The organism is Bacillus sp. FSL K6-6038 (assembly GCF_038050455.1).
GTDB classification, from domain to species: domain Bacteria; phylum Bacillota; class Bacilli; order Bacillales; family Bacillaceae_G; genus Bacillus_A; species Bacillus_A pseudomycoides.
Window position 1 is genome coordinate 2,756,039 of the sequence record NZ_JBBOUH010000001.1, and the last position, 26,478, is coordinate 2,782,516.

At 33.7% G+C, this 26,478-nt stretch carries 29 protein-coding genes and 1 pseudogene; 9 read left to right on the plus strand and 21 right to left on the minus strand.

Annotated features, from left to right (window positions below; all coding sequences use genetic code 11):
* Nucleotides 1-44: 44 nt before the first annotated feature.
* On the minus strand, nt 45-1,466 hold the full coding sequence (locus tag NSQ40_RS14250) for a zinc dependent phospholipase C family protein (RefSeq protein ID WP_258248338.1): 1,422 nt from the start codon (nt 1,464-1,466) through the stop codon (nt 45-47).
* A gap of 235 nt (nt 1,467-1,701) precedes the next feature.
* Between NSQ40_RS14250 and NSQ40_RS14255 the strand changes: the two genes are divergently transcribed.
* Nucleotides 1,702-1,905, plus strand: coding sequence for a hypothetical protein (locus tag NSQ40_RS14255; RefSeq protein WP_033796216.1), 204 nt, complete (start codon nt 1,702-1,704; stop codon nt 1,903-1,905).
* A gap of 151 nt (nt 1,906-2,056) precedes the next feature.
* Here NSQ40_RS14255 and NSQ40_RS14260 read toward each other — a convergent pair whose 3' ends face one another.
* Complete coding sequence (locus NSQ40_RS14260; protein ID WP_006095090.1) at nt 2,057-2,917, minus strand: DegV family protein; 861 nt, start codon at nt 2,915-2,917, stop codon at nt 2,057-2,059.
* Between the two features lie 263 nt (nt 2,918-3,180).
* Between NSQ40_RS14260 and NSQ40_RS14265 the strand changes: the two genes are divergently transcribed.
* Nucleotides 3,181-3,612: a GNAT family N-acetyltransferase gene (locus NSQ40_RS14265; protein ID WP_003198003.1), complete on the plus strand. Its 432-nt coding sequence runs from the start codon at nt 3,181-3,183 to the stop codon at nt 3,610-3,612.
* 110 nt (nt 3,613-3,722) lie between these two features.
* Here NSQ40_RS14265 and NSQ40_RS14270 read toward each other — a convergent pair whose 3' ends face one another.
* Nucleotides 3,723-4,121 carry a YxeA family protein gene (locus NSQ40_RS14270; RefSeq protein WP_018765696.1) on the minus strand — a complete coding sequence of 133 codons (399 nt, stop codon included), beginning with the start codon at nt 4,119-4,121 and terminating at the stop codon, nt 3,723-3,725.
* Nucleotides 4,122-4,413: 292 nt separating this feature from the next.
* Between NSQ40_RS14270 and NSQ40_RS14275 the strand changes: the two genes are divergently transcribed.
* Complete coding sequence (locus NSQ40_RS14275; RefSeq protein WP_003197999.1) at nt 4,414-4,734, plus strand: hypothetical protein; 321 nt, start codon at nt 4,414-4,416, stop codon at nt 4,732-4,734.
* Nucleotides 4,735-4,791: 57 nt separating this feature from the next.
* Here the strand turns inward: NSQ40_RS14275 and NSQ40_RS14280 are convergent, their stop codons facing one another.
* The 5 genes from NSQ40_RS14280 to NSQ40_RS14300 form a co-directional block, all read right to left on the minus strand.
* Nucleotides 4,792-6,327 (minus strand): MDR family MFS transporter, encoded by a 1,536-nt coding sequence (locus NSQ40_RS14280; protein WP_003197998.1) that lies wholly within the window; start codon nt 6,325-6,327, stop codon nt 4,792-4,794.
* 23 nt (nt 6,328-6,350) lie between these two features.
* On the minus strand, nt 6,351-7,058 hold the full coding sequence (locus tag NSQ40_RS14285) for a hypothetical protein (RefSeq protein ID WP_003197995.1): 708 nt from the start codon (nt 7,056-7,058) through the stop codon (nt 6,351-6,353).
* 25 nt (nt 7,059-7,083) lie between these two features.
* Entirely contained in the window at nt 7,084-7,794 is a 711-nt protein-coding gene (locus tag NSQ40_RS14290; protein ID WP_006095093.1) for a polymer-forming cytoskeletal protein, read from the minus strand.
* Nucleotides 7,795-7,807: 13 nt separating this feature from the next.
* Entirely contained in the window at nt 7,808-8,431 is a 624-nt protein-coding gene (locus tag NSQ40_RS14295) for a YhbD family protein (RefSeq protein WP_003197991.1), read from the minus strand.
* A gap of 161 nt (nt 8,432-8,592) precedes the next feature.
* Nucleotides 8,593-10,383 carry an ABC transporter substrate-binding protein gene (locus tag NSQ40_RS14300; protein WP_003197990.1) on the minus strand — a complete coding sequence of 597 codons (1,791 nt, stop codon included), beginning with the start codon at nt 10,381-10,383 and terminating at the stop codon, nt 8,593-8,595.
* A 48-nt stretch (nt 10,384-10,431) separates the two neighbouring features.
* On the opposite strand from NSQ40_RS14300, the gene NSQ40_RS14305 reads away from it, so the two are divergent.
* Nucleotides 10,432-11,637 carry an MDR family MFS transporter gene (locus tag NSQ40_RS14305; RefSeq protein WP_003197988.1) on the plus strand — a complete coding sequence of 402 codons (1,206 nt, stop codon included), beginning with the start codon at nt 10,432-10,434 and terminating at the stop codon, nt 11,635-11,637.
* Nucleotides 11,638-11,835: 198 nt separating this feature from the next.
* Nucleotides 11,836-12,198: a hypothetical protein gene (locus NSQ40_RS14310; protein WP_003207400.1), complete on the plus strand. Its 363-nt coding sequence runs from the start codon at nt 11,836-11,838 to the stop codon at nt 12,196-12,198.
* Between the two features lie 243 nt (nt 12,199-12,441).
* Here the strand turns inward: NSQ40_RS14310 and NSQ40_RS14315 are convergent, their stop codons facing one another.
* The 10 genes and pseudogenes from NSQ40_RS14315 to NSQ40_RS14365 all read right to left on the minus strand — a co-directional run bounded on the left by NSQ40_RS14315 (nt 12,442) and on the right by NSQ40_RS14365 (nt 18,857).
* Nucleotides 12,442-12,837: a hypothetical protein gene (locus NSQ40_RS14315; RefSeq protein WP_003197987.1), complete on the minus strand. Its 396-nt coding sequence runs from the start codon at nt 12,835-12,837 to the stop codon at nt 12,442-12,444.
* A gap of 95 nt (nt 12,838-12,932) precedes the next feature.
* Nucleotides 12,933-13,181: a GlsB/YeaQ/YmgE family stress response membrane protein gene (locus tag NSQ40_RS14320; RefSeq protein WP_003197984.1), complete on the minus strand. Its 249-nt coding sequence runs from the start codon at nt 13,179-13,181 to the stop codon at nt 12,933-12,935.
* Between the two features lie 207 nt (nt 13,182-13,388).
* Nucleotides 13,389-14,111 (minus strand): annotated as a pseudogene (locus NSQ40_RS14325) (nucleoside hydrolase); the annotation flags it as partial.
* Nucleotides 14,112-14,354: 243 nt separating this feature from the next.
* Complete coding sequence (locus NSQ40_RS14335; protein WP_341286125.1) at nt 14,355-15,080, minus strand: ABC transporter permease; 726 nt, start codon at nt 15,078-15,080, stop codon at nt 14,355-14,357.
* Nucleotides 15,077-15,805, minus strand: coding sequence for an ABC transporter ATP-binding protein (locus NSQ40_RS14340; protein WP_003198191.1), 729 nt, complete (start codon nt 15,803-15,805; stop codon nt 15,077-15,079). Before NSQ40_RS14340 ends, NSQ40_RS14335 begins: the two co-directional genes overlap by 4 nt.
* The gene (locus tag NSQ40_RS14345; RefSeq protein ID WP_003198189.1) at nt 15,805-16,275 is read right to left on the minus strand and encodes a DUF3021 domain-containing protein; all 471 of its coding nucleotides are present in this window, start codon (nt 16,273-16,275) and stop codon (nt 15,805-15,807) included. The genes NSQ40_RS14340 and NSQ40_RS14345 overlap by 1 nt, the downstream gene beginning before the upstream one ends.
* 12 nt (nt 16,276-16,287) lie before the next feature.
* Nucleotides 16,288-16,728, minus strand: a complete 441-nt coding sequence (locus NSQ40_RS14350; protein WP_003198186.1) for a LytTR family DNA-binding domain-containing protein — start codon at nt 16,726-16,728, stop codon at nt 16,288-16,290.
* 424 nt (nt 16,729-17,152) lie between these two features.
* Nucleotides 17,153-17,344: a YvzF family protein gene (locus tag NSQ40_RS14355; protein WP_003198184.1), complete on the minus strand. Its 192-nt coding sequence runs from the start codon at nt 17,342-17,344 to the stop codon at nt 17,153-17,155.
* A gap of 69 nt (nt 17,345-17,413) precedes the next feature.
* Nucleotides 17,414-18,199: a class I SAM-dependent methyltransferase gene (locus NSQ40_RS14360; RefSeq protein WP_018780673.1), complete on the minus strand. Its 786-nt coding sequence runs from the start codon at nt 18,197-18,199 to the stop codon at nt 17,414-17,416.
* 70 nt (nt 18,200-18,269) lie between these two features.
* Nucleotides 18,270-18,857, minus strand: a complete 588-nt coding sequence (locus NSQ40_RS14365) for a hypothetical protein (protein WP_003198179.1) — start codon at nt 18,855-18,857, stop codon at nt 18,270-18,272.
* Nucleotides 18,858-19,088: 231 nt separating this feature from the next.
* Here NSQ40_RS14365 and NSQ40_RS14370 point away from each other — a divergent pair, with 231 nt between their 5' ends.
* Entirely contained in the window at nt 19,089-20,291 is a 1,203-nt protein-coding gene (locus tag NSQ40_RS14370) for an MFS transporter (protein ID WP_003198177.1), read from the plus strand.
* 32 nt (nt 20,292-20,323) lie between these two features.
* Here NSQ40_RS14370 and pduL read toward each other — a convergent pair whose 3' ends face one another.
* On the minus strand, nt 20,324-20,893 hold the full coding sequence (pduL, locus tag NSQ40_RS14375; protein WP_033796213.1) for a phosphate propanoyltransferase: 570 nt from the start codon (nt 20,891-20,893) through the stop codon (nt 20,324-20,326).
* A 182-nt stretch (nt 20,894-21,075) separates the two neighbouring features.
* On the opposite strand from pduL, the gene NSQ40_RS14380 reads away from it, so the two are divergent.
* The 3 genes from NSQ40_RS14380 to coaW all read left to right on the plus strand — a co-directional run bounded on the left by NSQ40_RS14380 (nt 21,076) and on the right by coaW (nt 23,616).
* Nucleotides 21,076-22,275 (plus strand): LL-diaminopimelate aminotransferase, encoded by a 1,200-nt coding sequence (locus NSQ40_RS14380; RefSeq protein ID WP_141547646.1) that lies wholly within the window; start codon nt 21,076-21,078, stop codon nt 22,273-22,275.
* Nucleotides 22,276-22,347: 72 nt separating this feature from the next.
* On the plus strand, nt 22,348-22,755 hold the full coding sequence (locus NSQ40_RS14385; RefSeq protein ID WP_003207393.1) for a 3-hydroxyacyl-ACP dehydratase FabZ family protein: 408 nt from the start codon (nt 22,348-22,350) through the stop codon (nt 22,753-22,755).
* 39 nt (nt 22,756-22,794) lie between these two features.
* Nucleotides 22,795-23,616 (plus strand): type II pantothenate kinase, encoded by an 822-nt coding sequence (gene coaW, locus NSQ40_RS14390; RefSeq protein WP_003198169.1) that lies wholly within the window; start codon nt 22,795-22,797, stop codon nt 23,614-23,616.
* Nucleotides 23,617-23,714: 98 nt separating this feature from the next.
* Here the strand turns inward: coaW and NSQ40_RS14395 are convergent, their stop codons facing one another.
* Together NSQ40_RS14395 and helD are read right to left on the minus strand one after the other, a co-directional pair.
* On the minus strand, nt 23,715-24,020 hold the full coding sequence (locus NSQ40_RS14395; RefSeq protein WP_003198167.1) for a hypothetical protein: 306 nt from the start codon (nt 24,018-24,020) through the stop codon (nt 23,715-23,717).
* Nucleotides 24,021-24,084: 64 nt separating this feature from the next.
* On the minus strand, nt 24,085-26,433 hold the full coding sequence (gene helD, locus NSQ40_RS14400) for an RNA polymerase recycling motor HelD (protein WP_003198165.1): 2,349 nt from the start codon (nt 26,431-26,433) through the stop codon (nt 24,085-24,087).
* Nucleotides 26,434-26,478: the final 45 nt, after the last annotated feature.

Below are 26,478 nucleotides of genomic sequence, written 5' to 3' on the forward strand. Positions count from 1 at the left end.
ATTATTAAAATATATAATTTTTTCTTTCTCTCTTCTAGGAAATCCTATTGAGCCTGTATAAATTTCCATGCTTTTGGTTGATCCGTTTTCTTTCCTAACACAATCCAGCTCTTCCCTTTACCATTTTCTTGATAATTTACTGGGTATCCATCTGTATATAGGTAATATTCAGCTGAATTATTCGGATTTGGATACACTTTAAACTGTGCAGTATTTGCTTTTTGTTTCGCAAGATGTACCCAATTTGTCATGTTGGAGTAATTAAGAAATACGTAATTATCATAGTTGGATTGCGTCATTTTCAGCAGTACACTTTCTCCGCGATGGAGGATTCCATTATTCTCTTTATCAAATACAAACTGAACAGGTGTACCGTGAACTTTATTATCATCTACATGATTAGATAATAGTGCGTAATCATTCGCAGCATATACTTCAAAGGTCAAACCTCTATTTAGAAACTCACTTGGTACTACGAAGTATTTTTTATTATCTTGTATTGCTTCTCCTTTAGAATCTTTTACTATCGTATTTTCAATATCTTCAGCAGCAGTATTTCCAACAAATGTGTTAAACCATAAATGAATAAATCCCGCTGTATTTCTTTGAGCTATTTCTAAACTTCTCTGAACAGCTGGCATAACTTCTTCTTGCCAAAGAGCATTGTTTCCTTTATTATAGTGAGATTTAATCTCGTCATTGGTAATGTTCCCGATTTCCACTTTTGCGAGTCTCGCTGTTTCATGAATCCACTGTTTTGGATCATTAGAATTCACTAAATTATATACGCCCTCACCATCAGATACTTCATACTGTGTCTGAATTGTCGTCACATAATTTTCAAAAGCGCTATGAAACTTTAAAGCACTCATATCAACAGCTGTAAAATTAGCGGCATGCATCGGCTGAGTAGCATCTGTAAAGTAGTGCGTCGCAACACCTAAATAATAGAAAGCTTGTTTCCAATCATCTTTCTTAAAGTAATCGCCTGCTAATTTAAAATATTTATCTCCTTGCGAGAGAGCTGTTGGTTCTTCTTCTCCTTTATAGTTCTTTCTCGTATCAGGATCGTAGAAGTGAGATTTCCATCCTCCCTTAATTAGCCCATCAATACCTATCGTACCTGTACCGCCATCGTTAAATTCATCAAGGTAATCAGCATCATAAAGACCTCTTTCAAATAACTCCTTATATTCAGGAGTATTTAAAAATTGTAATTCATTTGCTTGAACCGTCTTATCTTGATTACGACCCATAATTTGAATTGCGTTTCGTGCAATCCATAAATGTGTGCTTTCATTAGGATGGTGCGGATGCTCCGCAGACCATCTTTTCACACGTTTGTGCTCTTGGTTTTCCTGTTTCATTACTTCGTCAATTCCACAAGCATATGTTTCTGTTGGAATTGTCATTGCAATAGAAGATATTGCTGTTACAAAAGCTAGTGTACATAATTTCTTTTTCATACGATTCTCCTAAATTTCAATTTCATCAATAACGTAAACGATTTTACTTTTAAACAAAAATACCCTTCCACATTAAAAATGTAGTTTAATAATAACCTATATATTTCAATTTTTTTATGCAATTATACATATTTAGTTGCTAGCTAAAAAGACTACAGTTTATCGGCTATTTAAATCAAAAAAATTATTAATTAAATAAAAAAAATTATTAATTAAATAAAAAAGAGAGATGAATATGATTTTGAGAACGAATGACACAAAGACGCGAAAAACAGTAAGATATGTTGCAGGATTTGTTATACTTTTAATACTAGTATCCTTTATATATCAATGGAATAACGGTTTAGAGATTGATACGACTGAGAGAGTTTCTTTCATACTAGTTCTCACTAGTTTCCTTTCTACCTTCTTGCCTGTTAGAAAAAAAGCTAGTGAATAATAAAAAAGTTACGTCTGCTACTGTAAATCGTTTGTATTACATATATTCTTTATTGCATTTGATATATTAATTCCTCCTACGATGTTATCCTCATCTATTTCGTACAAAACTATGATTGTAAAAAAAAAGATTGATCAAAAAGATCAATCCTTTACTCTACTTCATTTAAGAAGAACAATGTTAAAACACCTGGTCCTGTATGCGCACCGATTGCTGCTCCAATTGTATTTACAATAAACACATCACAGCCAAATTTTTCAGTAATTAACGCTTTTAATGCATTCGCAGTTTCTAAATCATCACCATGTGTAATCCCAACTGTTTGACCTTTAAGGTCTTTTCCTCGCTCTTCCATTATATCGACAATTCGGCCTAAAACTTTCTTTCTACCTCTAATTTTTTCAAGTGGTACAAGCTTTCCTTCTTCCACATTTAGAATCGGCTTAATATTTAATAAACCACCAATAAATCCAGCTACCTTACTTAAACGACCACCTCTAACAAGATACTGCAAATCAGCAACTGTAAAGATATGCTCCATATGTTTTGTTAGAAAAGCAATTCGTTTCAAAATTTCTTCTTTTGATGCACCTTCTTTAGCCATTTTCGCAGCTTCTAATACAACAAGACCTTGACCAAGTGAAGCGCATTTTGTATCAATAATTTCCAAATCGAAATCTGCATATGTTTCTTGTACTTCTTCTTTAATCACTACTGAAGATTGATATGTACCAGAAAGTTCAGAAGAGAAAGCTACATATATACAAGGTGTACTTTGCTTTGCATATGTAACGAACTTTTCTTGGAATGTTTCTAATGATGGCAGCGATGTCTTAAATACCTCGCCTTCTCTCATCTTTTGTAATAATTGAACCGAATCTAATGTTACTCCATCTAAATACTCTGTTTCTGCCTCATCATATACACGGAGTGGAATCAAATCTATATCATAAGCTTGCAGCAATTCTTTTGGTAAATCAGCAGCACTATCCGTAATGATTTTAACGCTCATTTTTAAACCTCTATTCTATTATAAGTATACTAAAATAAGAACAATTACCTTTAAATTATATACGTAAAACACTTATGAAGAAAGAGAAAGTATTATTAAACTATTCTATATTCTATGCGCGGAATGTGGAGAAATTAACTTCATGATCAAATCAATTTCTCAAACGAGTTATATCTAATTGAACCAAGTACCATTATTTCATTACAAATCATTTTGTTTCCTATACAATAGAAATATCAGAATTTTTCAAGGAGTGTATTTTTATGAAAATAAAATTTGCTTCACCAGAGGATTTAGAATGGATTAACAGTCAGTATAAATCAGTTGGATTTGTGCCAAGTGATTTAAAAAAAGATAAAGTGGCAATTGTGACATACAACGGAGAATATGTTGGACTTGGACGTTTAGTTAAAATTGATCAAAGCACGTTAGAAATGGGCGGTATTTATATACTTCCTAAATTCAGGGGCTATAAATTAGCAGGCGATCTCCTTTCTTTCTTAGTAGACGAAGCAAAGCAATCCAATGTACCTAATATTTATTGCATTCCTTTTGAAGAACTGGCAGCTTTTTATAAAAAATATGGTTTTAAAGAAATTAATACTGATCAAGAGGGTGTTCATCCTACTGTATTAAATAAATATAATTGGTGTTTACGGGAATATGATAAAAATGTTTTGTTGTTTAAATTATAAGCACTTTTAAATTCAAACTTCATTTCATACCATTATTTTCTTCTTCAAACAAAAAGGCAGCATGTACAATTATACATGCTGCCTTTTCATCTATGAACAATCCTTATATATTAGTTTTTATCCATCTGCTTTAGTGCTTTTTTAGGAATTTCATTTTGTTGGACTTCTTCATATGTTGAAATCCCTTTATATCCCTCACTATTTGGTTCATCAAATACATACACACGTAAAAAAGCATTTAGCTTTAAATTTTTATTAGCATCGAACTTAATACTCGTCTTATTTCCATCTTTATCATATGCAATTACGTTATACTCGTAACGCTTCCAAGTAGGATCATCTTTATCTACCTGATATTCTTTTCCGTTCTCCGTAATATGAACATACATTTTATCTTTGCCCAATTTTTGCTTCATTTCAGCTAAATCCCAATCAAAGCTTACAAAAGCAGTCATTAAAAGACCTAATAATACGAGAAAAGCAATCAAAGTTATTAACAGTTTCTTCATGTTTTCAACCTCTTGTTTTAATAGTATGTGACACCTCGTATACTATCAGAAACCTTATGATCTATTTATCTATTTTCCTTACAAAAACCTTACACTTTTGTAATAAATTCGAACCAATTTTGAATTAGCAAGGATTTCCTTTCCCTTCCCTGAATAGCACTTCTCCTACCCGAACTTTTGGATGCGGATATTATAATTGAGAATGATAATAAGGAAACAATTTCATCTTTCCACTAAAAAACGTTATAATAAACTGTAGCCTCTACGATTACGTTATAAAGGAGATTAAAAAATGGCTAAAATTAAAGTGTATCAAGTAAAAGAAGAAAATATGGATGCAGTAAAAAACATCATTGATGTTGAAGAACAAAACCCATCTACTGCAGATTTACAAAATCTATACACATGTGTATTAGATACAGAGGATATGGCATTGCCTGAATCATATATCGAAGAAGATATTTTAATCGATTCTATTGAAGTAATGGTAAATGTGTCTCAAAATAAATTAAGAGACCTAGGCACATACGATGTAATTGAAGTACAAAACAAAGGTAAAAAAACACAGATTTTATTATTAGCAGACGAAGAATATGAAGTAATCGAAGGTTAATTTGTAAAGTTACATACAAAAAAGCTCCTTTCTATTTGAGAAAGGAGCTTTTTTCTTCTATGCTTTTGATGTTTCAGCCTTTATCTTACCTTGTTCTTTCTTATATACCATTCGTTCATTCCCCATAAAGAAAATAAACACGAATGCTAAACCTGCTGGAACTAACGCCCACATAAAAGTATGAACGATAGAACTTGAAAGGGCTTCAATAATTTTATCTAATATTTGTGGCGGAATTTGAGATCTTGCGCCTTCTGAAAGAATTGCTCTTGAATTCCCTAGAGCGTTGCTATTTATTCCGCCATCCATTCCTTTAAATGCTTCTTCTAATTGATCTTGAAAACCTGTTCTTTGAATCATACCGAATATTGTAATCCCAAGGGTCATTCCTAATGAGCGGATAAAGTTACTCGTTGAAGTTGCTGATCCCCTCTGGTTCATACCGAAATTATGAATTGCAGCCATACTTAATACAGAGAATGAGAAACCTACGCCAAAACCAATAATAATCATATAAATGGTTAACCATACACGGCTCGTTTCTGGTGTTAATGTACTTAATAAGAACAATCCACCAAGCATAATCACAGCTGAAATAATCATGATATTACGGTAACTTAGCTTTGACGTTAAAAATCCACCTAACTGTGCTGTAACTACTGATCCTAACATCATTGGCAATAGTAATAAGCCAGAATTCGTTGCCGATCCGCCATATACACCTTGAATGAACAAAGGAATATATACAGTTGCTGACATAAAAGCAGCCCCGTAAAATAAAGCGATAATTGTACTCATCCCGAATAAGCGCTGTTTAAACATTTCAAACGATATGATAGGTTCTACCACTTTTCTTTCAATAAAAATAAACATAATAATTAAAATAGCAAATGCCGCAAATAAACTTAAAATAAAAGTAGAGTCCCAATCATACTTCTGTCCACCAAGTTCTAATGCGAACATTAAACAAACAACTGCACCGACTAGTGTAATTGCACCAAACCAATCTATCTTTTGTTTTTGATGAACGCGCGATTCTTTATAAAAGAATACAATAAAAATAAGTGATAGAATACCAAGCGGTAAGTTAATATAAAACACCCAGTGCCAGCTAATGTAGTCTGTAATATATGCGCCAAGTAAAGGACCGAAAATACTAGATAATCCAAAGACCGCACCAAATAATCCACCCATTTTCCCGCGCTTTTGGGGCGGAAAAATATCAAAAACAATAGTAAAGGCAATTGGAACAAGTGCCCCGCCACCAATACCTTGGATCGCACGATAAATACCTAACTGCGTAATATTTTCTGCGGTACCACAAAGTGCCGAACCAATCATAAAGACAATTAAGCCGAAAATAAAGAATCTTTTTCTACCATACATATCTGATAGTTTTCCGAAAATCGGCATTCCTGCCATTTCTGCTACCATATACGCCGATACAACCCAAACAAAGTTTTCTAATCCGCCTAAATCGCCAACAATTGTTCCCATCGCTGTAACAACAATGGTATTATCCATTGATGCCATTAAAATCCCTAGCAATAAACCAGCAACTACAAAGCTAAGTTTACTATTCTTTGCAACCATATATCTTGCTCTCCCTCTTACAACTATATTTGTTTATGTTCTTTTACAACTGATTTGCCTTTTTGATTAAAGCTAGTATGATATTCAACAACACTTATTTCACAGCCAGGGCCAATTGTAACATTGTTCCCCCTCACTACTTCAGCTATTGTATGCTCTAAATAAATGTCATCACCTTCAATAATTGATGTTTGAAGATTACCAGTATGACTTGTAAAAGGAATAAATCTAGCTTTTTTTCGTACTGTAATCTTTTTCCCACCAATTTCTCTTACTTTACTTCCTTCATAACGCAAGATAATGTTAATATTTTCAGCATTTAAAAGCCCTTCACTTTCAAGACCACCCGTTAATAAAAATTCTTCAACTTCAATATCTTCTTTTACAGTCAGCCCTCCTTTAATGTCCACAAAGTTTCCGGATAACTTTCCATTCACTTCGAACATTCCTCGAATTTTTATTTTGTTAATGTGACAATCATTCTGCACTTGTGTATTACCATATACTTTCACATACTCAGCATGCAAACCACCTTGTACTTCACTATCTCCATACACAATATATGAATTTGTCGTCATATCACCACGAACATCGCTCGTTCCATATGCTTTAAATTCATTGCAGTTCACATCATTTGAAATTGTTCCTTCTCCTCGAATTTTCACCTTATTATAGATTCCACCTGATGAACTACCAGAACCATTCAATGTAAGACTATTTCGCTTTTCCATTTACATTCCTCTCTCTATAAAAAAATTAAACTTGCTGAATTTCTTTTACTTTTGCATTTTTATCGACATGAAGAACTCCCGTATATTCTATAAGTCCAATCTCACAATTCGGCCCCACTGTAACATTGTTACCTCTTACAGTTTTAATTTGCACGTAATCAATATCAATATTGTCACCTTCTAACAATTCAGCTTCTAAATGTGATCCAAACACCGTTTTAAAAAGCCCACTAAATGCTGTTGGTCTGTGTCTTACTTTAATTGTTTGACCACCTATTTCTTTTACTCTACATGTACCATGAATATCGATGTCAATTTCATCTGCGCTTAGTAAGCCACCAATTGTGAATTGCCCTTCTGACGAAAAGATATCTACTTCACAATTACCGTCAATAGTCGCTTGCCCACGGATTTTAAGCTCTTCTCCTGTCAAAGTACCACCAATTGTTCCTTTTCCAGCAATCTTTAAATTGTTAGCCTTTACATCTTTTGTAATCGTTGCTTTTCCATCAATTCGCATATTTTCAGTGCTTACTGTACCGTCAACTTTACCGGATCCACTAATTTTTGTGTTCTCGCTTTTTAAATCACCATTTACACTACCTGACCCATTACATTCAAATTCATCACAGTCAATATTTCCATTAACAGTTCCTTTTCCATTTAACTGTACTTTATGGAACTCTCCACCATTTGAAGAACCATAGCCATTTATAATTAATTTTTCTGTATGCATTATTTCTCCTCCACTACAATAGTTTTGATTTTAATGCTTCTGTATATTGCATGATTGTTAAACGTACGACTATCTTCGTACCTTTTTCAAAAAATAGATCTTCCACATTTGAAACTAAGAAACATGTAGCAATACCTAGTTTTCGAACCACAACTAATTCACTATTCTTTTGTTTCATGATTTCATAGTGCTCATGCAGCACTTGCAGTATCATCTTACCTTCTTCTAAACTAATTTCTCCAGATTGCAGTAATTCTTCTAAAATGTATACATAGAGAATATCAACAAATTGAAATTCTACCGGTTTATTCGTTTGTTCTATAAAAAACTGCACAACCGGTTCGGAGGCAATACCCTTTCGTATCATGTCTTCTTTCGTTAAAGAAACCTCTGTTACACTTGGTGAAAACATATTCGCTAATTCATCTAGAGACAAATCCTCTTTCATTGTTTGAATTTTATCAATACGTTCTAATATCTTTTCTTTCGGAAAAAATGTTTCTTGCCCTGTAAAAGTTGATTTTCTTACAAACCAATCTTCTGGTATTAAATTCTTTCTTTTCCACCTATATAGCTGTCCGTATGAAATACCAGTCAGTTCTAATAAATCCTTTTTTGAAATTAAATCCGTACTCAACTGTATAACACTCCTTCCTGATAACAATGTAACATAACACTGTTACGCTGTAAATGGGTGTTTATAAAAAATGTGCGAAACAATGTTCAAAATCAAAATGTACTTCCATACAAAAAGGCCCTTTTGATTTTTCAACAGAACCTTTATTAAATGCTTATATATTAAGGTTTAAACCATATATTATAAAAATCAATCCAACCTTGAGCGTTGATGATTATATTTTGTACTTTTTCATGTGTACGTATGTGTTGTTTATTACGATATAAAGGAACAATATGAATATTACGTAACAATGTGTCCTCTATATCGCGTAACAGTGTAATTCGCTTTTCAAAATTAGGTTCAATAAAATATGAATGTAATTGCTCATTAAAATCCAGAGAGCTATGCTGATAAATAAAACTATTTTTTGAAAGAAACATATACAGAAAACTGCTTTCTGTTTGCTCGCTAATGGTAGCACTATCATGAATGATATCTGCTTGCTTTATCATTTGAACCTGTAATAATTCCTGTGTATCAAGAAAAGCTATTTCAATTACAATTCCATATTTGGCACATTCTTTTTGAATCCAATATGAATCTTCTACATGATCTTGTCCTTTAAATGTGTATAAATTTAATATTTCATTATTATACTTACTATTTTGAACCAAGATTTGAATATCCTCTTTTATTCTTGGCATAAAAAAATTCGTCAATAATAATTCCCCTGCTACCTCGCCACGCTCTCCCTCTAACTCACCTATTATTTTGCTGCTATGAATAATTTTATACAACGCTTTGCGAAATGTAATATCTTGCATAGGTCCTTGTTTCTCAGTGTTTAACGTTATATATGTTACATTGGATTCCAGTATAGAAAGTTCCTTATGATACTTTTCTAATTCTTTATGTTGCGCCTTTACGAAAACATCATATGTATCAATACTTTGTGGTACATTCCATAATTCAATCCGATCGAGAAAGGGTCGTTCACGAAAATACAAATCATGAGCTTCTAATACAAAAATAGACTCATTATTTTCACACAGTTTAAACGGTCCTGTTCCAATTAATTTGTCTTCCTCATCTTCCATTACAATAGAACACTGTTCTGAGCTTAAAGCATGTAATAACAACTGATTTTCCGTATGCAAGTGCATTTCTACAATATATTCATTTACAATACCAACACTTTCAACATGTTGAAGCATCCATGAATACGGATTATCCTCTTTATTCATAAACCTACCAAATGTATATACAACATCATGAGCTGTAAATCGTTTTCCATTATGAAATCGAACCCCCTTTCGTAAATAAAAAGTCCATAGTTTTAGATTGTCATTATATTCCCAATGAAAAGCGAGTCTCGGCTCTATTGTATTTGTGCTCTCATTAACATAAATAAGCGTGTCATATAGATGTTTTACCATATGACACTCCGAACGCATTGTAGCATATACAGGATCTAAAGAAATTTTCAGGTTCATTTCAACTTGTAAACGCAGTACATCTTGTCTTCCTCGAGAAGTCATTTCAATTTGATAACCAAATATCGAATCTATCCAAGCTTGGAATTGTTTTTCTAATATGGGGAAATATGAGCTATATTGCTCAACAAATGCTTTTCCACCCTTTACATCCCCTTGTTTCGTTATTTCTTTCCCCTGTTCTAAAATTAAAGAAATAGGATTTTTTTGAAACGATAACTTTGATCGATTCCCTCTTCCGCGTCCTGGAAACCAACAAATCCACGCTAACTCTTCTAATTTTTTTATAATAAATTTACTATTACGATCCGTACAAAACAATGTTTCCGATATATTTTGTAATGATATTTCTATTTTTTCTTCCTCTGTTCTCCCTTTTCCATACTGGACCCACAGCTGTATGTACTGCTCCAAAATAACCATACTTTTCCCCCTAAAAGATGAAAAATCTCCTTCTTTCATTCTACCCTTTTTCATTTCTTGCTTCTATCTTAAGATTTCCATATAGAAAGGGGGAAATGAAGAATGAATCATCTTATAAAACGCTATAATAAACCAATCCGGATTCGATTATTAGGTGAGTTGTTAACTAGAACAACTGAGGCCATGTTAGCAATTATTTTTATTGTCCATGTCAATAAAGCACTAGAAGGTAATGTGATTATGACAATGCTTCTGTTTGGATTGCAGCCACTTTCTGATATTGTGTTCACAATCATTGCTGGAGGTGTAACAGATCGCTACGGTAGAAAGAAAATTATGTTACTCGGATTATTCGTGCAAGCAATTGCAATAGGCGGATTTGTTTTTGCTGAATCAGTCCTATTCTTTGCTTTGTTATATGTAATGAACGGTATTGGCCGCTCCTTATATATTCCTGCTCAGCGTGCACAAATTGCCGATTTAACTGAACAAAAACAACAAGCTGAAATATTCGCTGTTCTTCAAACAGTAGGAGCTATCGGTGCTGTGATTGGTCCATTCATCGGTGCCTTTTTTTACAATAGTCACCCTGAATACTTATTTGTCATTCAAGCTGTAACTCTCCTGCTGTATGCCATTCTCGTTTGGACACAACTTCCAGAAACAGCTCCAATCATTCAAACTAATGAAAAATCAGCACAAGTAACAACACGTACACAGTTTATTTTTAAGCATTATGCTATATTTGGACTCATGATATCTACTCTTCCGATTAGCTTTTTCTATGCCCAAACTGAAACAAATTATCGTGTATTCGCAGAAGATATCTTTCCAAATTTCTTATTTGTTCTCGCATTTATCTCGACTTGTAAAGCTGTAATGGAAATCATCCTGCAAGTTGGTCTTGTCAAATGGTCTGAACGATTTTCAATGCCTAAAATAATTGTAATTTCATATATTTGTTATACATTCGCTGCTATTGGTTATGGTTATTCTACAACATTATGGTCACTCTTCTTCACATTGCTTTTCCTGACAATTGGTGAAAGTATTGCTTTAAATCACTTACTACGATTTGTTTCCAGAATAGCACCAAGTCACAAGCGGGGATTATATTTTTCTATCTACGGCATACACTGGGATATTTCTCGAACGTGCGGTCCTGCTATAGGTGCAGTTATATTAAGTCATGTAAGCGGCGGCACTCTATTTTATATTTGTGCCTGCTTGTTAATAATCGGAGGAATTGTTCAAACTTATTTTGTATATTCAGTAGAGCGTAATAAATCAAAAGAGCTGTTCTTATAACAGAACAGCTCTTTTTCTTATATCAACTACCCTGCCATATTATTAACACTGTCCTCTGTGGAAAACTCTACATGTAAATATTCTTTATTCATAATTTCTTCCTTAAAACATATCCTATTTATTTGTTATACTGAATAGATAATAGGAAAATTTTACTGGGTTTGATAACCATTTTATTCACTTTAAAGAAGAGGTATAATGAATAAAGCTATCGACATACAATATCTGTGTCATTTAATATATCAAACATTTTCAATTCCTGTTCATTTTTTATCTACAAATAATGATATCTTATATGAATTTATTTCTAACGATAGTTGTAGTCCTTTTTATTCCTCTAAGAAAGAACAACTAAATGACCTTTATCAAAAAAATGATCCCTATAACTTTCCACTCATCAAGACCAATCGTTATCTAGAAAATTTTGTTTTAATTCACATAGTAGATCATGAATACATGGAAGGAACTCTTATCATTGGCTCTTCTGCATACCCACGTTTATCAGAAGATATGGTTATTGAACTCATGAATGAATTTGCACACAATTGCAATAAAGGCTGACTTCTAGTGCACTCTTTCACTCGGTTATGTTGGATAATTTTTATCTTTTACAAGTAAAAAGCTTCACTTTTCAAATGTCCGAAGAAACTTTTTCATGGTATGGATGCTCCTTTGAGCAGATATCCCCCTTCTCTACTAATAAATTGTTATTTTTTAAGATTTCTGCTAACAATTTGTATAACCATTTTTGTGAAATTTATCCAAAATAAAAAAGCCGCCCTATTAAAGGCAGCTTTAGCTATTTTATACTTCAATACTTTTTCCATCTTCAACGATGTGGTAAAGTAAATGAGCTAAATGATGAATTGGACCATATTCTTCCTCTTCTTCATCTGTTTCACCTTGGAATTCAAGGTCATTTAAGTAAAGTGCTAAAAATTGATAGAATAATTTCAAATCAAATCCGTAGCAAGCACTTGGCTCTTCATGATCTCCTTCATATTGCAACATTAAGTATTGTTCATTGCCTTCTGCATCTTCTGCATCAAAGAATACAAAGAAACCAACATTTGTATCTAGATCAAATAGATGACGAGTACCGTTTTCTGTTACTTTATTGAAGTCCTCTTCACTTAACTTATGTACTGTTGTTGCTTTTGCATTGTCTTCTTGATGAAAGTTTACTGTAAATGATTTCAATGCTTACACCTCCTGATTGTATAACAGTAGCATAACAGATTAGGACAAATAATACAAAAATGGATCGCTGACAATTTTCAGCGATCCACCTAATTTCATTTTCGCATTGCACGCAGTAATAAGCTGACAATAAAAATTAAAACAATGGCACCAATTAATGCTGGAATAATTGCATACCCTCCGATAACCGGTCCAAACGTACCCAATAACAATGTTCCAAGCCAAGAACCGATTATCCCAGCAATAATATTTCCAATCACACCACCAGGTACATCTTTACCAACGATTAAACTTGCTAGCCATCCTAAAATACCACCAACAATTAAAGACCATATAAATGCCATATCACTATACCTCCTTAATTTTACAAAACAAAAATAATACCTATAAATTATTGCTTACCATTAGTTATGCTACTATTTTTGATAAGTTATACCTTAAATGCCACGTATAGCTTTTTATACAATTGAATTAATACAGTTTTGTATCCATTCAAAATAAATTATTTTTCCAAACCATATTATTCCTCGATGATCTGATAGCCTTATTCCCTAAGAACAATCTGGTTTCAACATTGTTCTCATAAATTTTTTTAAAACGTTTGATAGTTAAAATCAATGGTCATTCTTTGTACAGACCGATTATCAAATCTTATGGGTTCAGCAATCTTTCTAAAATCAGCTACACTTTGTCCTCGAGTTTCGTCATTTGTTGTACTTATCCATACAGCAGACTTTTTATATTCAAAGATATTATCATTCATTAATGAAATAAACGGTAATAAATCATGAATGGGACTTCCACCAATTCCAAGGTATTCTTTTTTATAAAAGTTCTCATAATAAAAATCAATCATTGGCTTAATTAGTTTTGCTAGCCCTCTTCCCTTTTCATTAATAATGTTTCCATTTCAGGAGTAATAAGTGCCTGCTGCGTTACATTTAACGGATAAACACTAACATTCTTGGCATATTTCATGACAATATTAGTTGCAATTGGATCTCCATAAAGTGAAACTTTAATCAGTGGGGGTTTTCTTCATCCTCCTCTGTTTATTAGTTGAACGAATCGGGCTTTTATGGGCAGTTGATCCCCCACCTAACTTCTTTGCTTTCGCTGAACTTTGAGGTGGGGGTCTTACTGCCCGTTAATGCGGGGTAAAAGTTAGCTTCTGAAACAGGAGTAACATTACCTGGAAATAAAAATGCGCCACCCATTATATAATAAGCGCATACTTGGTCCATTACATCTGGATACAAAAGAAATAATATTGCATGTTTTATCGGCATAAATTAAAGCAACTGCATCATCGATACCTAAATCTCCAAAAAAGATTTTTTATTAACTCCTCTCACCCTCCTCATCATTTTCTACTATTATTATTATGCGAAAAAGACAAGGCGGTGAAACAGTATCAAATAAAAAAACCGCCTATTTACTGGCGGTTATATGGAGATAATAAAATTGTTTATATTTTATTCAACTATCGTGTATTTTTCACTATGAATACAATTTATTTACCTTTTCATTTTCCTCTTAAAGCCCAAAACAGCGATTACGAAGATAATGATTATATAACCAACTACCCATAATAAAGGTACAACAAGATCACCATATTCACCAGATAAAGCAAATCGTGTAGCATCAACCGCATGAGCAAATGGCAATGCATAACCGACTGTTTTAAACGTACCACCAATCATATCTAACTTAAACCAAGTGCCACTTAACCATGTTGTAAGATTAACAAAAATCGCAAAAATCCCACCAACTTGCTTATCCGTAAAATACGTACCAAGTAGTAGACCAAATCCAATATAAAGCATTGCAATGATAATGAGTAGAATAGTGGCACCTAATACATTCGCATTAAATGATAGACCTAAGAAGAATGCTGAAATAAAGCAAATAACAATTTGAAGAATGGCAACCGGTAATAGTGGAAGAGCGTACCCAGTAATATAATCAGAGGCAGACATAGGGGAAGCAAAAATCCGCATTAAAAATGAACTGCTTTTATCCTTACCAATCAGCATCCCTGAAAATAACGTAATAAAAGAAAAACTGAAAACGATTACACCTGGCGTTAAGTTTTCTATATGATAAAGGTCCAAAGGCATATTTTTCTGCATGATTGAAAAAAGACACATAATAATAACCGGAAGCACAATCCCAAAAAGAAGCGTCAGAGGATCTCGTAAAATCTCCGTACGATTACGTGAAGCAAATGCTAAATATCTCATAGTCCGCCTCCCTCTTCAGTTAGCGTAAGGAAAATATCTTCTAAAGAAGATTGTCCCGTATTTTCTTTTAACTCATCAATCGTTCCAAGTGCATGCAATTTACCACCATGCATAATACCGACGCGATCAGCAAGTGCTTCTACTTCTTCTAGATAGTGCGTCGTTAAAATAATCGTGATTTTACCCTTTAATTCAAGTAGAGTCTTCCACAGATCATGTCTAGCACGAATATCAAGTCCTAGTGTTGGCTCATCTAAAAAAATGATTTGGGGAGACGAAATAAGTGCCATCGCAATGCTTAGCCGGCGCTGCAACCCACCTGATAATGTTTTTGCTTTATTTTTTGCTCGCTCCGAAAGTCCAAACTTTGTCATCATTTCCACCGCTTTTTGCTTAGCCTCTTGCTTATTGCTTCCATAAATACTCGAGATGAATTCTAAATTTTCCTTTACAGAAAGATTCGGAGCTACCGCAGTTTCTTGCGGAGAAATGTTTATTTTTTGTTTTACTGCCGTAGGTTTTTTGATGATACTATCTCCGAACATCAGTGCATCGCCACTTGTAGGTGTAAGTAAGCAACTAAGCATTTTAATCGTTGTTGTTTTTCCAGCAGCATTTTGCCCTAAAAGTGCGAAGAATTCTCCCTTCTTAATCGTCAGTGAAAGATTGTCAACAGCTGTGCGCTCTTTAAATTTTTTCGTTAGATTTTTTATAATTATGGCCATTATTCATCACTTCTCCCTTCAAATTGCCTTGATTGAATCGCAGCATTAATTTTTTTTATATCATTCTTTGAAATCATGTATTGAATAGTCCATGTGATGACATACGTACCTAAAAAACCAATAAAAAAAATCAGTGTGCCTATAGATGTTTTGGGCATCCACAGTAGCGTTACAATCGGCCCCCATACTAGTGCTGTTATACAAAAATGAACGATGTACTGTTTTAGTAGACTCCACTTCACTATGTCAAAAACAAGCGAACTTGTAGCGAATGTGACCCCAATCAGCCCTGTTAACAGTATTTGTACCGTGACAGCTGACATCTCACTAACAAATAAAGAGCGAAACTGTTCCACAACTGGCATATATTCTCCTTGACCTAATGTGAGCGAAATAAGGAGTTGTACGATTTGTCCAATAATCACACCGATAACAAAACCACCAACAACTCGACTAATTATATTTTTCAAGATATTTTCACCTCATATTCCGAACAGTTTCTTAATTTTTGAAACATAGCGTCGAGAAGCATACGTTTTGATATTCCCTGTTAATGACACGCCAATTGTTCCTGTCATACTAATATCCATATTCGTAATCATTTTAATGTTAACAATCTCTGAATTTGAAATACGAACAAAAAATTGACTATTTAATTTCTCTTCCAGTTCATATAACCTTGAGCGAACGGTATAAATACCAGCAGCGGTTTGGAGAAATACCTTCTGTTTCTCTGTATAGATTCTAACGATATCTTTACATTCAACAATTTCAACACCTCTTTCTGAAAATACAGCTAATGAATCCATATGAGTCTCCGATAGTCGCTTCATAATATCAGATATCTCATCTGTCATTTTATCCGTTAGAATGATAATTTTCGGCTCTTTATAAGATGGATCAATCGACACTTCAAACTTCACTTCACTTCACCACTTCCCTTTCACTCGCTCTAAATATAAAAGCTATTTAAGTTACTGTAAATGGATTTTCGATAACCGGTTGTTTTCACACGATAACTGGTCAAAAGACAAATATAACAATTAGATACTCCAGGAACATATTCTCTCTTTACAATAAATAGGCACACAAAACAGAACTTCTGTGTGCTGATTCAACTTATGTATTTCTAAATAAAAATCAATTTATTAAATTATTTTTCCATATAGATGTATAGCTTATATAGGAAGGAACGAAATATTCAAAATACTTTTTCGCTAAAAAGTTCTCCCCTGTTAATTATATTTTTTACATTTCTATTATACATGAATAGAAAAAACGACACTGTATTTTGTGTCGTTTCGGCTCTCTATCATTAAACAATTTTATTGTTTTTAAAGGACTTTATTATTTGTGAACAGCATTTTCCATCTTTTTATACGACAAATATGCTAATACATTCTTACTTGTATCATATTTAGGATTGTTTCCTTTTTTCGGCTCTCTAACATGTGTCTTTTCAAACCCAGGAATTTCAGGCATTTTCTCCAAAAATTCAACAATCTCTTTTTCCGTTCCCTCAACGCGTACACGAATCATTGTTATTACTCCTCAATTCTCTATTTCTCTGTACTAAGTATAGCGTACTGAGAAAAGACTGCAAGAAAATTATCTTTTTAGCGTTGAACTTTTATGACATACAAACAGTGCCATCTCCGTATAAAATGATTCTACTTTATTATTGTTAAATTGTATGTTGAAGAACTCCTTCATTTCATTTGACGTTTTCATCATACAATCCGTTAACTTGGAGCGTGTTGGCGATGGGACATCCATCATGTTACACCACCAATCAAAATTAAATTGTTTTTCAAATGTGAAACATGATTGCATTTGTAAACCTTGCTTTTCTAATAATGAAATCCACTCTGTTTTTCTAAGCGCTCTCCTGTGACTTGGATCTCGCTTTTTCTCAATAAAATTATAAAATGTATCATATTCTAGGTTTTCTGGGGAGACATTATCAATTAATATAAATAATCCGTTCTCTTCTAACTTTCGATGTACTTCAAAAATAAATTGAGAAGGGTTTGAAAAATGATGCGCTGCAATGCGACAAATAATCGTATCAAACGATTGATTAGAAAATGGTAAATCCTCTGCATTTCCTACTACAAATGATACATTTTCATGTCCGTTTGTCTGGATAAATGCTTTCGCTTTTTCTAGCATTTTTTCTGTTAAATCGAGCGCAACAACCTCTTTAAATATCGGGGCTAATAAATTAGCAACATGACCGCCACCTGTAGCGATATCAAGAAGACGAATATTTTTACGATTTTTCACTTGTTGAACGACATACTGTAAATCTGGCCCTTTTGCATGAATTTGACTATTCACATACTTTTCAGCATTACTACCAAATTGTGTTTTCACAAGTTCTTCGTTACTCATTTCAATCATCTTCTTTCTACATATATTTACATATTCTTTTTCAGCAAGAATATATAAATATCCTCTTTATTCAATGAACTAAGCACTCTATTTCCTTCCAATTTTCTTCTTGTTTTATATATTTACATACATTTATACCATATGCTTGTACAATGAAGGGAAGTGACAATACAAATAGTTCTTTTAACACATTCTCTTCGTATTCATCAACCCAATCCTTTGTTTCTGCACAATAATTAAAAATCAACGTATAGAAACTTCCGCATTCAATTTCTGTTTTACCTACACCTATTTCTCTTAATAACTCTTTACATAATAACGAATGTCCATCAATAAAGCGTGGAAAGTAATAAGCATAAATCATTTCACGACACTTCTCCCTAATCATTTCCTCAAATTTAATATAGTATATTCTACTTTCAAAATAGAACGCTCCCCTTGTTTTCCCACTATACTCGCGTAAAAAATCTCCAATTGTATCATACGTATAGCCTTCATGCGTTTGATTCATATGTACTAAAATACCACTAGAATTCACCATATATTTTGGGACTGATATGTAATAATAGACAATCCAAAAACAAAGCTTTGCTATTATTTCCTCTTCCTGCTTCTCTAAAAACTGGTCGAACAATTTTTTGAAAAATTGTTGAATCATAAGTATCCCTCCCTCGTACATTTTAAATTTATTCCAATTTATTTTCTAATATGTAAATTTGATTTTTCAGCTCTATAAAAGCAAAGTTTTATCCAAATCAAAAAGATTGAACTTTCATTATCAAACACGTAATATAGACTCTGACTCTAAAAAATAATGATTCAAATGTATGAATGAAGAGGAGGATTTATATACGATTTTTCCTATTTTATAAGACTGAGAGGTTTTGTTATGTGGCGTAATAAAAATGTCTGGATTGTTCTAATCGGTGAGTTTATCGCTGGGCTTGGTTTGTGGCTTGGGATTCTTGGCAATCTAGAATTTATGCAGAAGTATGTACCTTCTGATTTTATGAAGTCGGTTATTTTATTTATTGGATTATTAGCCGGTGTTCTTGTTGGTCCGATGGCTGGTCGTGTTATCGATCAATACGAAAAAAAGAAAGTCCTTCTTTATGCTGGTTTCGGCCGTGTTATCAGTGTTATTTTTATGTTCTTCGCTATTCAATATGAGAGTATCGCCTTTATGATTGCCTTTATGATTGCCCTTCAAATTTCAGCGGCTTTTTATTTCCCTGCATTGCAGTCTGTTATTCCGCTTATTGTTCGTGAACATGAACTATTACAGATGAATGGTGTCCATATGAATATCGGAACAATCGCTCGTATTGCAGGAACCTCACTAGGTGGTGTTCTTCTTGTCGTTATGAGTTTACAGTACATGTACGCGTTCTCAATGGCAGCATACGCTTTATTATTCTTTTCGACCTTTTTCCTACAATTTGAAGATCAAAAATCAGATACATCAAGTAAAAAAGCAGCAAAAGATAATAGCTTTATGGAAGTATTTCGGATTTTAAGAGGAATCCCGGTTGCATTTCGGGCACTTATTTTAAGTATTATTCCCCTTTTATTCATCGCTGGTTTCAATTTAATGGTTATTAATATTAGCGAAATGCAACATGATCCGACAATTAAAGGGTTTATTTATACCATTGAAGGTGTGGCTTTTATGTTAGGAGCTTTCGTAATTAAGCGTTTATCTGATCATTTCCCACCTGATAAATTACTTTATTTCTTCGCCTTCTGTACTGCTTTTGCGCATCTCTCATTGTTCTTTAGTGATGTGAAATGGATGGCACTTGTATCATTTGGTCTATTTGGATTTAGCGTTGGCTGTTTCTTCCCTATCATGTCAACAATTTTCCAAACAAAAGTTGAAAAAAGTTATCATGGACGTCTTTTCTCATTCCGTAATATGTTTGAAAGGGTAATGTTCCAAATTGTCTTACTTGGAACTGGATTCTTCTTAGACACAATTGGGTTACGATATATGGTTCTTATTTTTGGCGCTATTTCATTATTAATTATTTTTATGTCGTTATCAAAGCACAAGCAGGCAAGTAAAAACACTTCCCAAGTATCGAACATGTAAAATCCATCTCCAAATTGAGATGGATTTTTCTCTTATTGTAAGAGATGACCTAAGTCTCCTGTTGTTATATTCCCACTATTTGCTTCATCTGTATCAATATGCATATCTAAGGCGTATGTATCTTTTACACGAATTAACACTTGATTAAAAATCAATCCTCTGCTTCCTTCTACTTTCACACTTGCATATTGTCCATCTTTCACTTGAAATTTTTCAGCATCTTGAGGTGTCATATGGATATGGCGCTCAGCGATGATTACACCTTTTTCAATTTTTAAAGAACCCTTTGGACCAATAAGAGTAATCCCTGGTGTTCCATCAATATTGCCTGATGCTCGAATCGGAGCATCCACTCCTAATTTACGTGCATCTGTTTTTGAAATTTCAACCTGTGTAAACTTTCGAATAGGACCAAGGATACGGACTTTTGGGATTTCCGCCTTTTCAGTCTTAATCGTTACTGTTTCTTTCGCTGCAAACTCTCCTGGTTGTGAAAGTTCTTTTGCAACCAGGAGCTCATATCCTTCCCCAAAAAGTTTTTCTAAATCTTCGCTTGTCAGATGGACATGCCGATTTGATACACCAATTGGAATTTGTTTCACCTTTAACACCTCTTCATTATGTGGTAGTATTCATACTCTTTAGCCTTCCCTTCTTTTTCTTTTTACACAACTGCGTTTTGAATTCTGACTCAAAAGTGATAAAATATAATTATGTGTTTTCAGAATAATAAAAGAATATAAAATTCAGAAAATGAAAGCACAGTTTTTTAGGAGGGGTTTTGATGACTTATACGTTAGCAGCTAGAATGAAAGCATTTCAATCTTCTATATTCAGTGAATTAGCAGCTTATAAAAAGGAAAAAATTGCAGCAGGTCACAAAATGATTGATTTGAGTATCGGCAATCCAGATATGCCTCCTGCTGATATTGTAAGAGAAGCTATGGTACATACAGCAAATGAAAAAGAAAGTTACGGTTATACTTTAACAGGTATTCAAGAATTTCATGAGTCAGTAATTGAATATTACGATAACAATCACAATGTTAAATTAGATCCAAACAATGAAGTTTTATTATTAATGGGTTCCCAAGATGGACTCGTTCACTTGCCTATGGTTTTTGCAAATCCAGGTGATCTTATTTTAGTACCTGATCCTGGATATACAGCATATGAGACGGGTATTCAAATGGCAGGTGCAAAACCTTACTTCATGCCTTTAAAGAAAGAAAATGACTTTTCACCTAATTTACAAGACATTCCTAAGGAAATTGCTAAACAAACAAAAATGATGATATTAAACTTCCCTGGAAATCCAGTCCCGGCAATGGCTCATGAAGATTTCTTCAAAGAGGTCATTGCATTCGCAAAACAGCACAATATCATTGTGGTACATGATTTCGCCTATGCAGAATTTTATTACGACGGAAAGAAACCAATCAGTTTCTTGTCTGTTCCTGGCGCCAAAGAAGTTGGTGTTGAAATTAATTCCCTATCCAAAAGCTACAGCTTAGCTGGTAGCCGCATTGGTTATATGATTGGGAATGAAGAAATTGTAAGTGCACTAGCGCAATTTAAATCAAACACAGACTACGGCGTGTTCTTGCCAATTCAAAAAGCCGCATCAGTTGCCTTACGTAAAGGGGCCGATTTCTGCGCCAAAAATCGGATTATCTACCAAGAACGTAGAGATACTTTAGTTGATGGATTTGCTTCTTTCGGATGGCATGTTGATAGACCAGCTGGTAGTATGTTTGTTTGGGCTGAAATCCCAAAAGGCTGGACTTCATTAGACTTTACCTATGCACTAATGGATCGTGCAAATGTCGTTGTAACTCCTGGTCATGCTTTTGGACCACATGGTGAAGGTTTTGTTCGCATCGCACTTGTCCAAGATAAAGAAGTATTACAACAAGTTGTTGAAAATATTGAAAATAGCGGTATTTTCTCTCCCGAAAAAGCAGATGCATTAGTCAATAATTAATTACAAATCCCCTGCTTACTTTTAGCAGGGGCTATTATTTTCCCATTTAAGGATTAAAGATCGGAGACCTTTATGAATATCAAAAATATTAACGATACACTTCCTCATCGCTACCCATTTTTAATGATTGATAGAATCACAGAAATTGAAAATGAAAAATCCGTAAAAGGATATAAATTAATCACAAGTAACGAATGGTTTATAAATCCGAATCAAAACAGCATGCCACACATGCTAATTGTAGAGGCCCTTGCACAGCTTGGAGCATTTGTAGGAACAAGTGAGTCTACCGGATTAGGATTCCTCTCCTCATTAGACGGTGTAACATTTAATGGCACTGCTATACCTGGTGACAAGCTAGATTTACAATATGAAGTTCTGCGGAATAAACGAGGATTTGTTCTCGGGAAAGGGATTGCTTCTGTAAACGGAAAAACGATTGTTACAATCGAAAAATTACTAGTTTATATCACAAAATAAAGGTTTTATTATAACTATACAATGACAAGGAGTACAAGAATGAAGAGCGCTGTCGGTATTGATGCTGGTGGAACATTAACGAAAATTGCTTATTTTAATGAAAACAATACATTGCATTTTAAAAAATTTTACTCCTATGAACAAAACAAAATTAAAGATTGGTTACATAATCATACACATATTAATAGATTATCTATAACTGGCGGTAAAGCTGAGCAATTACAAACATTATTTTTAGAAAAATACACTATAGAGTATGTTGCAGAATTCGATGCCACACTTGCAGGCGTTCATTACCTCATTAATAAAGAAAAACACTTTATCAATAACTTTGTTTTAACAAATATCGGTACAGGAACGTCCATTCACTATGTCCATAACAAAAAATATATCCGTGCTGGTGGAACTGGCATTGGCGGAGGGACAATCATGGGGTTATCAAAGCTGTTAACAAACATAGATGGTTTTGAAGAAGTCATTCAACATACAAAACTAGGATCTAGACAGAATCTCGATATAACAGTTGGAGATATTTATAACGGCGTTCTTTCCCCAATTGATAGTAGTTTAACAGCTAGTAATTTTGGAAAAGCTGCTATGAGTGAAGCGGATTATAACAAGTCTGATTTAATTGCTACCCTTCAAGGTCTTGTTGGTGAAGTAGTTACTGCATTAAGCCTTCAATTTGCAGAAGCAAAAGATATGGATCATATCGTTTATATTGGATCTACACTATCAAATAATACACATCTACAAGAAATTATAGGTAGTTATACTTTGTATCAAAATAAAAAACCTATCTTCTTAGAAGATCACGGTTTTAGCGGGGCTATTGGTGCCTTCCTGAGTATAGCGAAATAAATATATTACAAAGAAAAGAGCCTCTGTGAAAGAGAAAACATGAGTCGAAATTTTACATAATAAAAAAGCTGGTTTTTAGACCAGCTTTTTTATTTGAACTATAGCTCTACATACCCTTTTTCTCCACCGAGATACTGAAAGCCAGTTACACCAAATTCTTTCGTTACATATAATTTTATCGCTTCAATCCCTTCACCAAAATAAGGAATAGGGTTTTTCAAAAACGAGATTGTTTTTTCTCCATCATAAATTTTAGCTTTTATTATATCTTTGTCCGAATGAAACAATATATATATTCCCTTATAATAATATTCATAATATCCCTCTTCATCCTGTTCACTCTTGTCTTCAAAAGGTATACATTCCATTTTATAAGTATCCCCATTAATATTTATTAATTCCATGTAATCCGCCCCTTTAAGGAAAACTTAGGTACATTAACATGTAACAACCTCTTTTATTCCGCTTCTACATTTTCTTGTAACAATACGTTTTTGGAGAAACAGACTGTAAAAATTCATTCATCTCCCCTACAGAATAAATATATAACTCATGCATCGCACGCGTACAAGCGGTATAAAATAACTTACGTTCACTTTCTCGGCTGTATTTTTCCTCTGATGCATCGTAGATAATGACCGCATCAAACTCTACCCCTTTCGATAAATACGATGGGATAATCAAAATACCTTCATCAAACGAACTCGTTTCTTTCTTAATGAGGCGAACTGGTAATGATGTTTGTAGGGCATAGTACGCTTCTTCACTTTCTTCCGCTGTTTTACAAATAACCGCAATTGTTCTGTGACCACTTTGCTTCAATTGTTCGATTTGGTCCACAATCTTTTTATGATGAGCTTCTCCTTCTTTCACTTCTGTTATAATCGGTTGTTTTCCTTCACGCTGAAACGGTTCAATTTCATCACCGTCAATTAACTGCTTCGTAAATTCAATAATTTGCTTTGTAGAGCGATAACTACGCGTAAGAACAATTTTTTCACTTAGTTCTTCCCCATACAAGGTACTTAACTGTGAAAATTCATTCTCTGATGCATGTTCATAAATGGTCTGATTAAAATCACCTAGTATTGTCATTTTTGTATGCGGAAATATCCGTTTCAAAAATGCATATTGAAATGCAGAATAATCCTGCGCTTCATCAATAAATATGTGCTGCACAGATGTATTTTTTTGTAATTCTTCCAGTTGGTCTTTCATGTATAAATAAGGCGTTGCATCTTCATACGCCATATAAAAACCTTGCATTTTTTCTATTGTTTCTCCGCATATTTCATCCCATTTTTGTGGTAATTCATTTTCTTCTACAAGTTGCTTAGCAAACTGCGGATCTTTAAATAACTGCATATAGAGTGCTGGTGTATGAATAAATTGTAATTTTTCCACACGTCTTCGGAGCGGTTTAAAATATTTTTTCACAACAATAGCTGCTAACATATTTTGTTCACGTTCAAAATCATCAAACGTACCATCGGAATATTCTTGTCTTTTCTGTAATTTCTGATGAACTTTTGCGTATGTTTCTTTATCTAATAACTGTACTTCTTCTTCCACCCAAAGTTTTTTTCTCTCTATTTTTTCTTGCTCCTTCAGCTCCTTTAACAACCACTCAGAAATTAACTTTATTCGATTCGGAATCCGTATTGAAGGATCAAATTTATAAAATTGTTCTTTTATTTGTTCTTTAGAGATTAATACTTCCCCTCTAAATTTTATATCTTTAAATAACATACCTTCTCGTTTTAAATAAGATACATACTGATCTACTACTTCAATAAAATCAGAACTTGCTTTATATCTAATCCCTTCTAATCGTGTTTTATAACTCTTTTCTTCCATTCTTGTCAGTACATATTCCATTTGTGTAAATGGATCTTCTAATTCAAATTTCTTATCAATATGACGCTCTAAGTATTCTTGGAATGTCGTTTGCTTCATATTGTCTTCGCCAAGTTCCGGCAATACTGTAGATACATAGCTATTAAACATCGAGTTTGGAGAAAAGAGAACGATTTGATCGGCGTGTAATGTCTCTCGATAACGATATAATAAATATGCGACGCGCTGAAGTGCTGCCGATGTTTTACCGCTCCCCGCAGCTCCTTGAACAACAAGTAAACGACTCTTTTCATTCCGGATAATTTGGTTTTGTTCCTTTTGAATTGTTGAAACAATGCTTTTCATTTGTGTATTGGCGTTATTTCCTAATACTTCTTGTAGCAATTTATCGCCAATCGTCACTCCTGTATCAAACATACTTACAATTCGACCATTCCGAATAACATATTGCCTTTTTAAGGTCATTTCACCCGAAATCGTATCATTAGGTGCTTCGTATTTAGCTCTTCCTACAGAATAGTCATAATACAAACTTGATATAGGGGCTCGCCAGTCATACACAAGAAATTGTTCTGTCTGTTCATCGTAGAATGAGTGAATACCAAGATAAATAGCATCCTCACTTTTTTCACCGTCTTCTAAAAAATCTACCCTTCCAAAGTATGGTGATTGCTGTAATCTTTGTAATCCTTTTAGTTGATTGTAAGCATGGCGGTGACTTTGCTCTCGTTCAGATAATAACTCTGCTTGTTGTTTGATACTTGCTGCCGTTTCGATAGCCTCTTCTGTATTATCAACATTCACAGTTACATCGTCCCAAAAATGTTTTCGAATCTGGACAACATCTTTTGTTGCTGCACTTGTATATTGCTCTAATGTATCAATATGTTTTTCAATCTTTCCAACTACTTCTTTCACACGATGTTGTTCCTGTTTCCACTCTTGACCGGTTTTCTCCATATTGCCACTCCTTATCAACTAATCGTTCTGATGCTCATTGTTTGA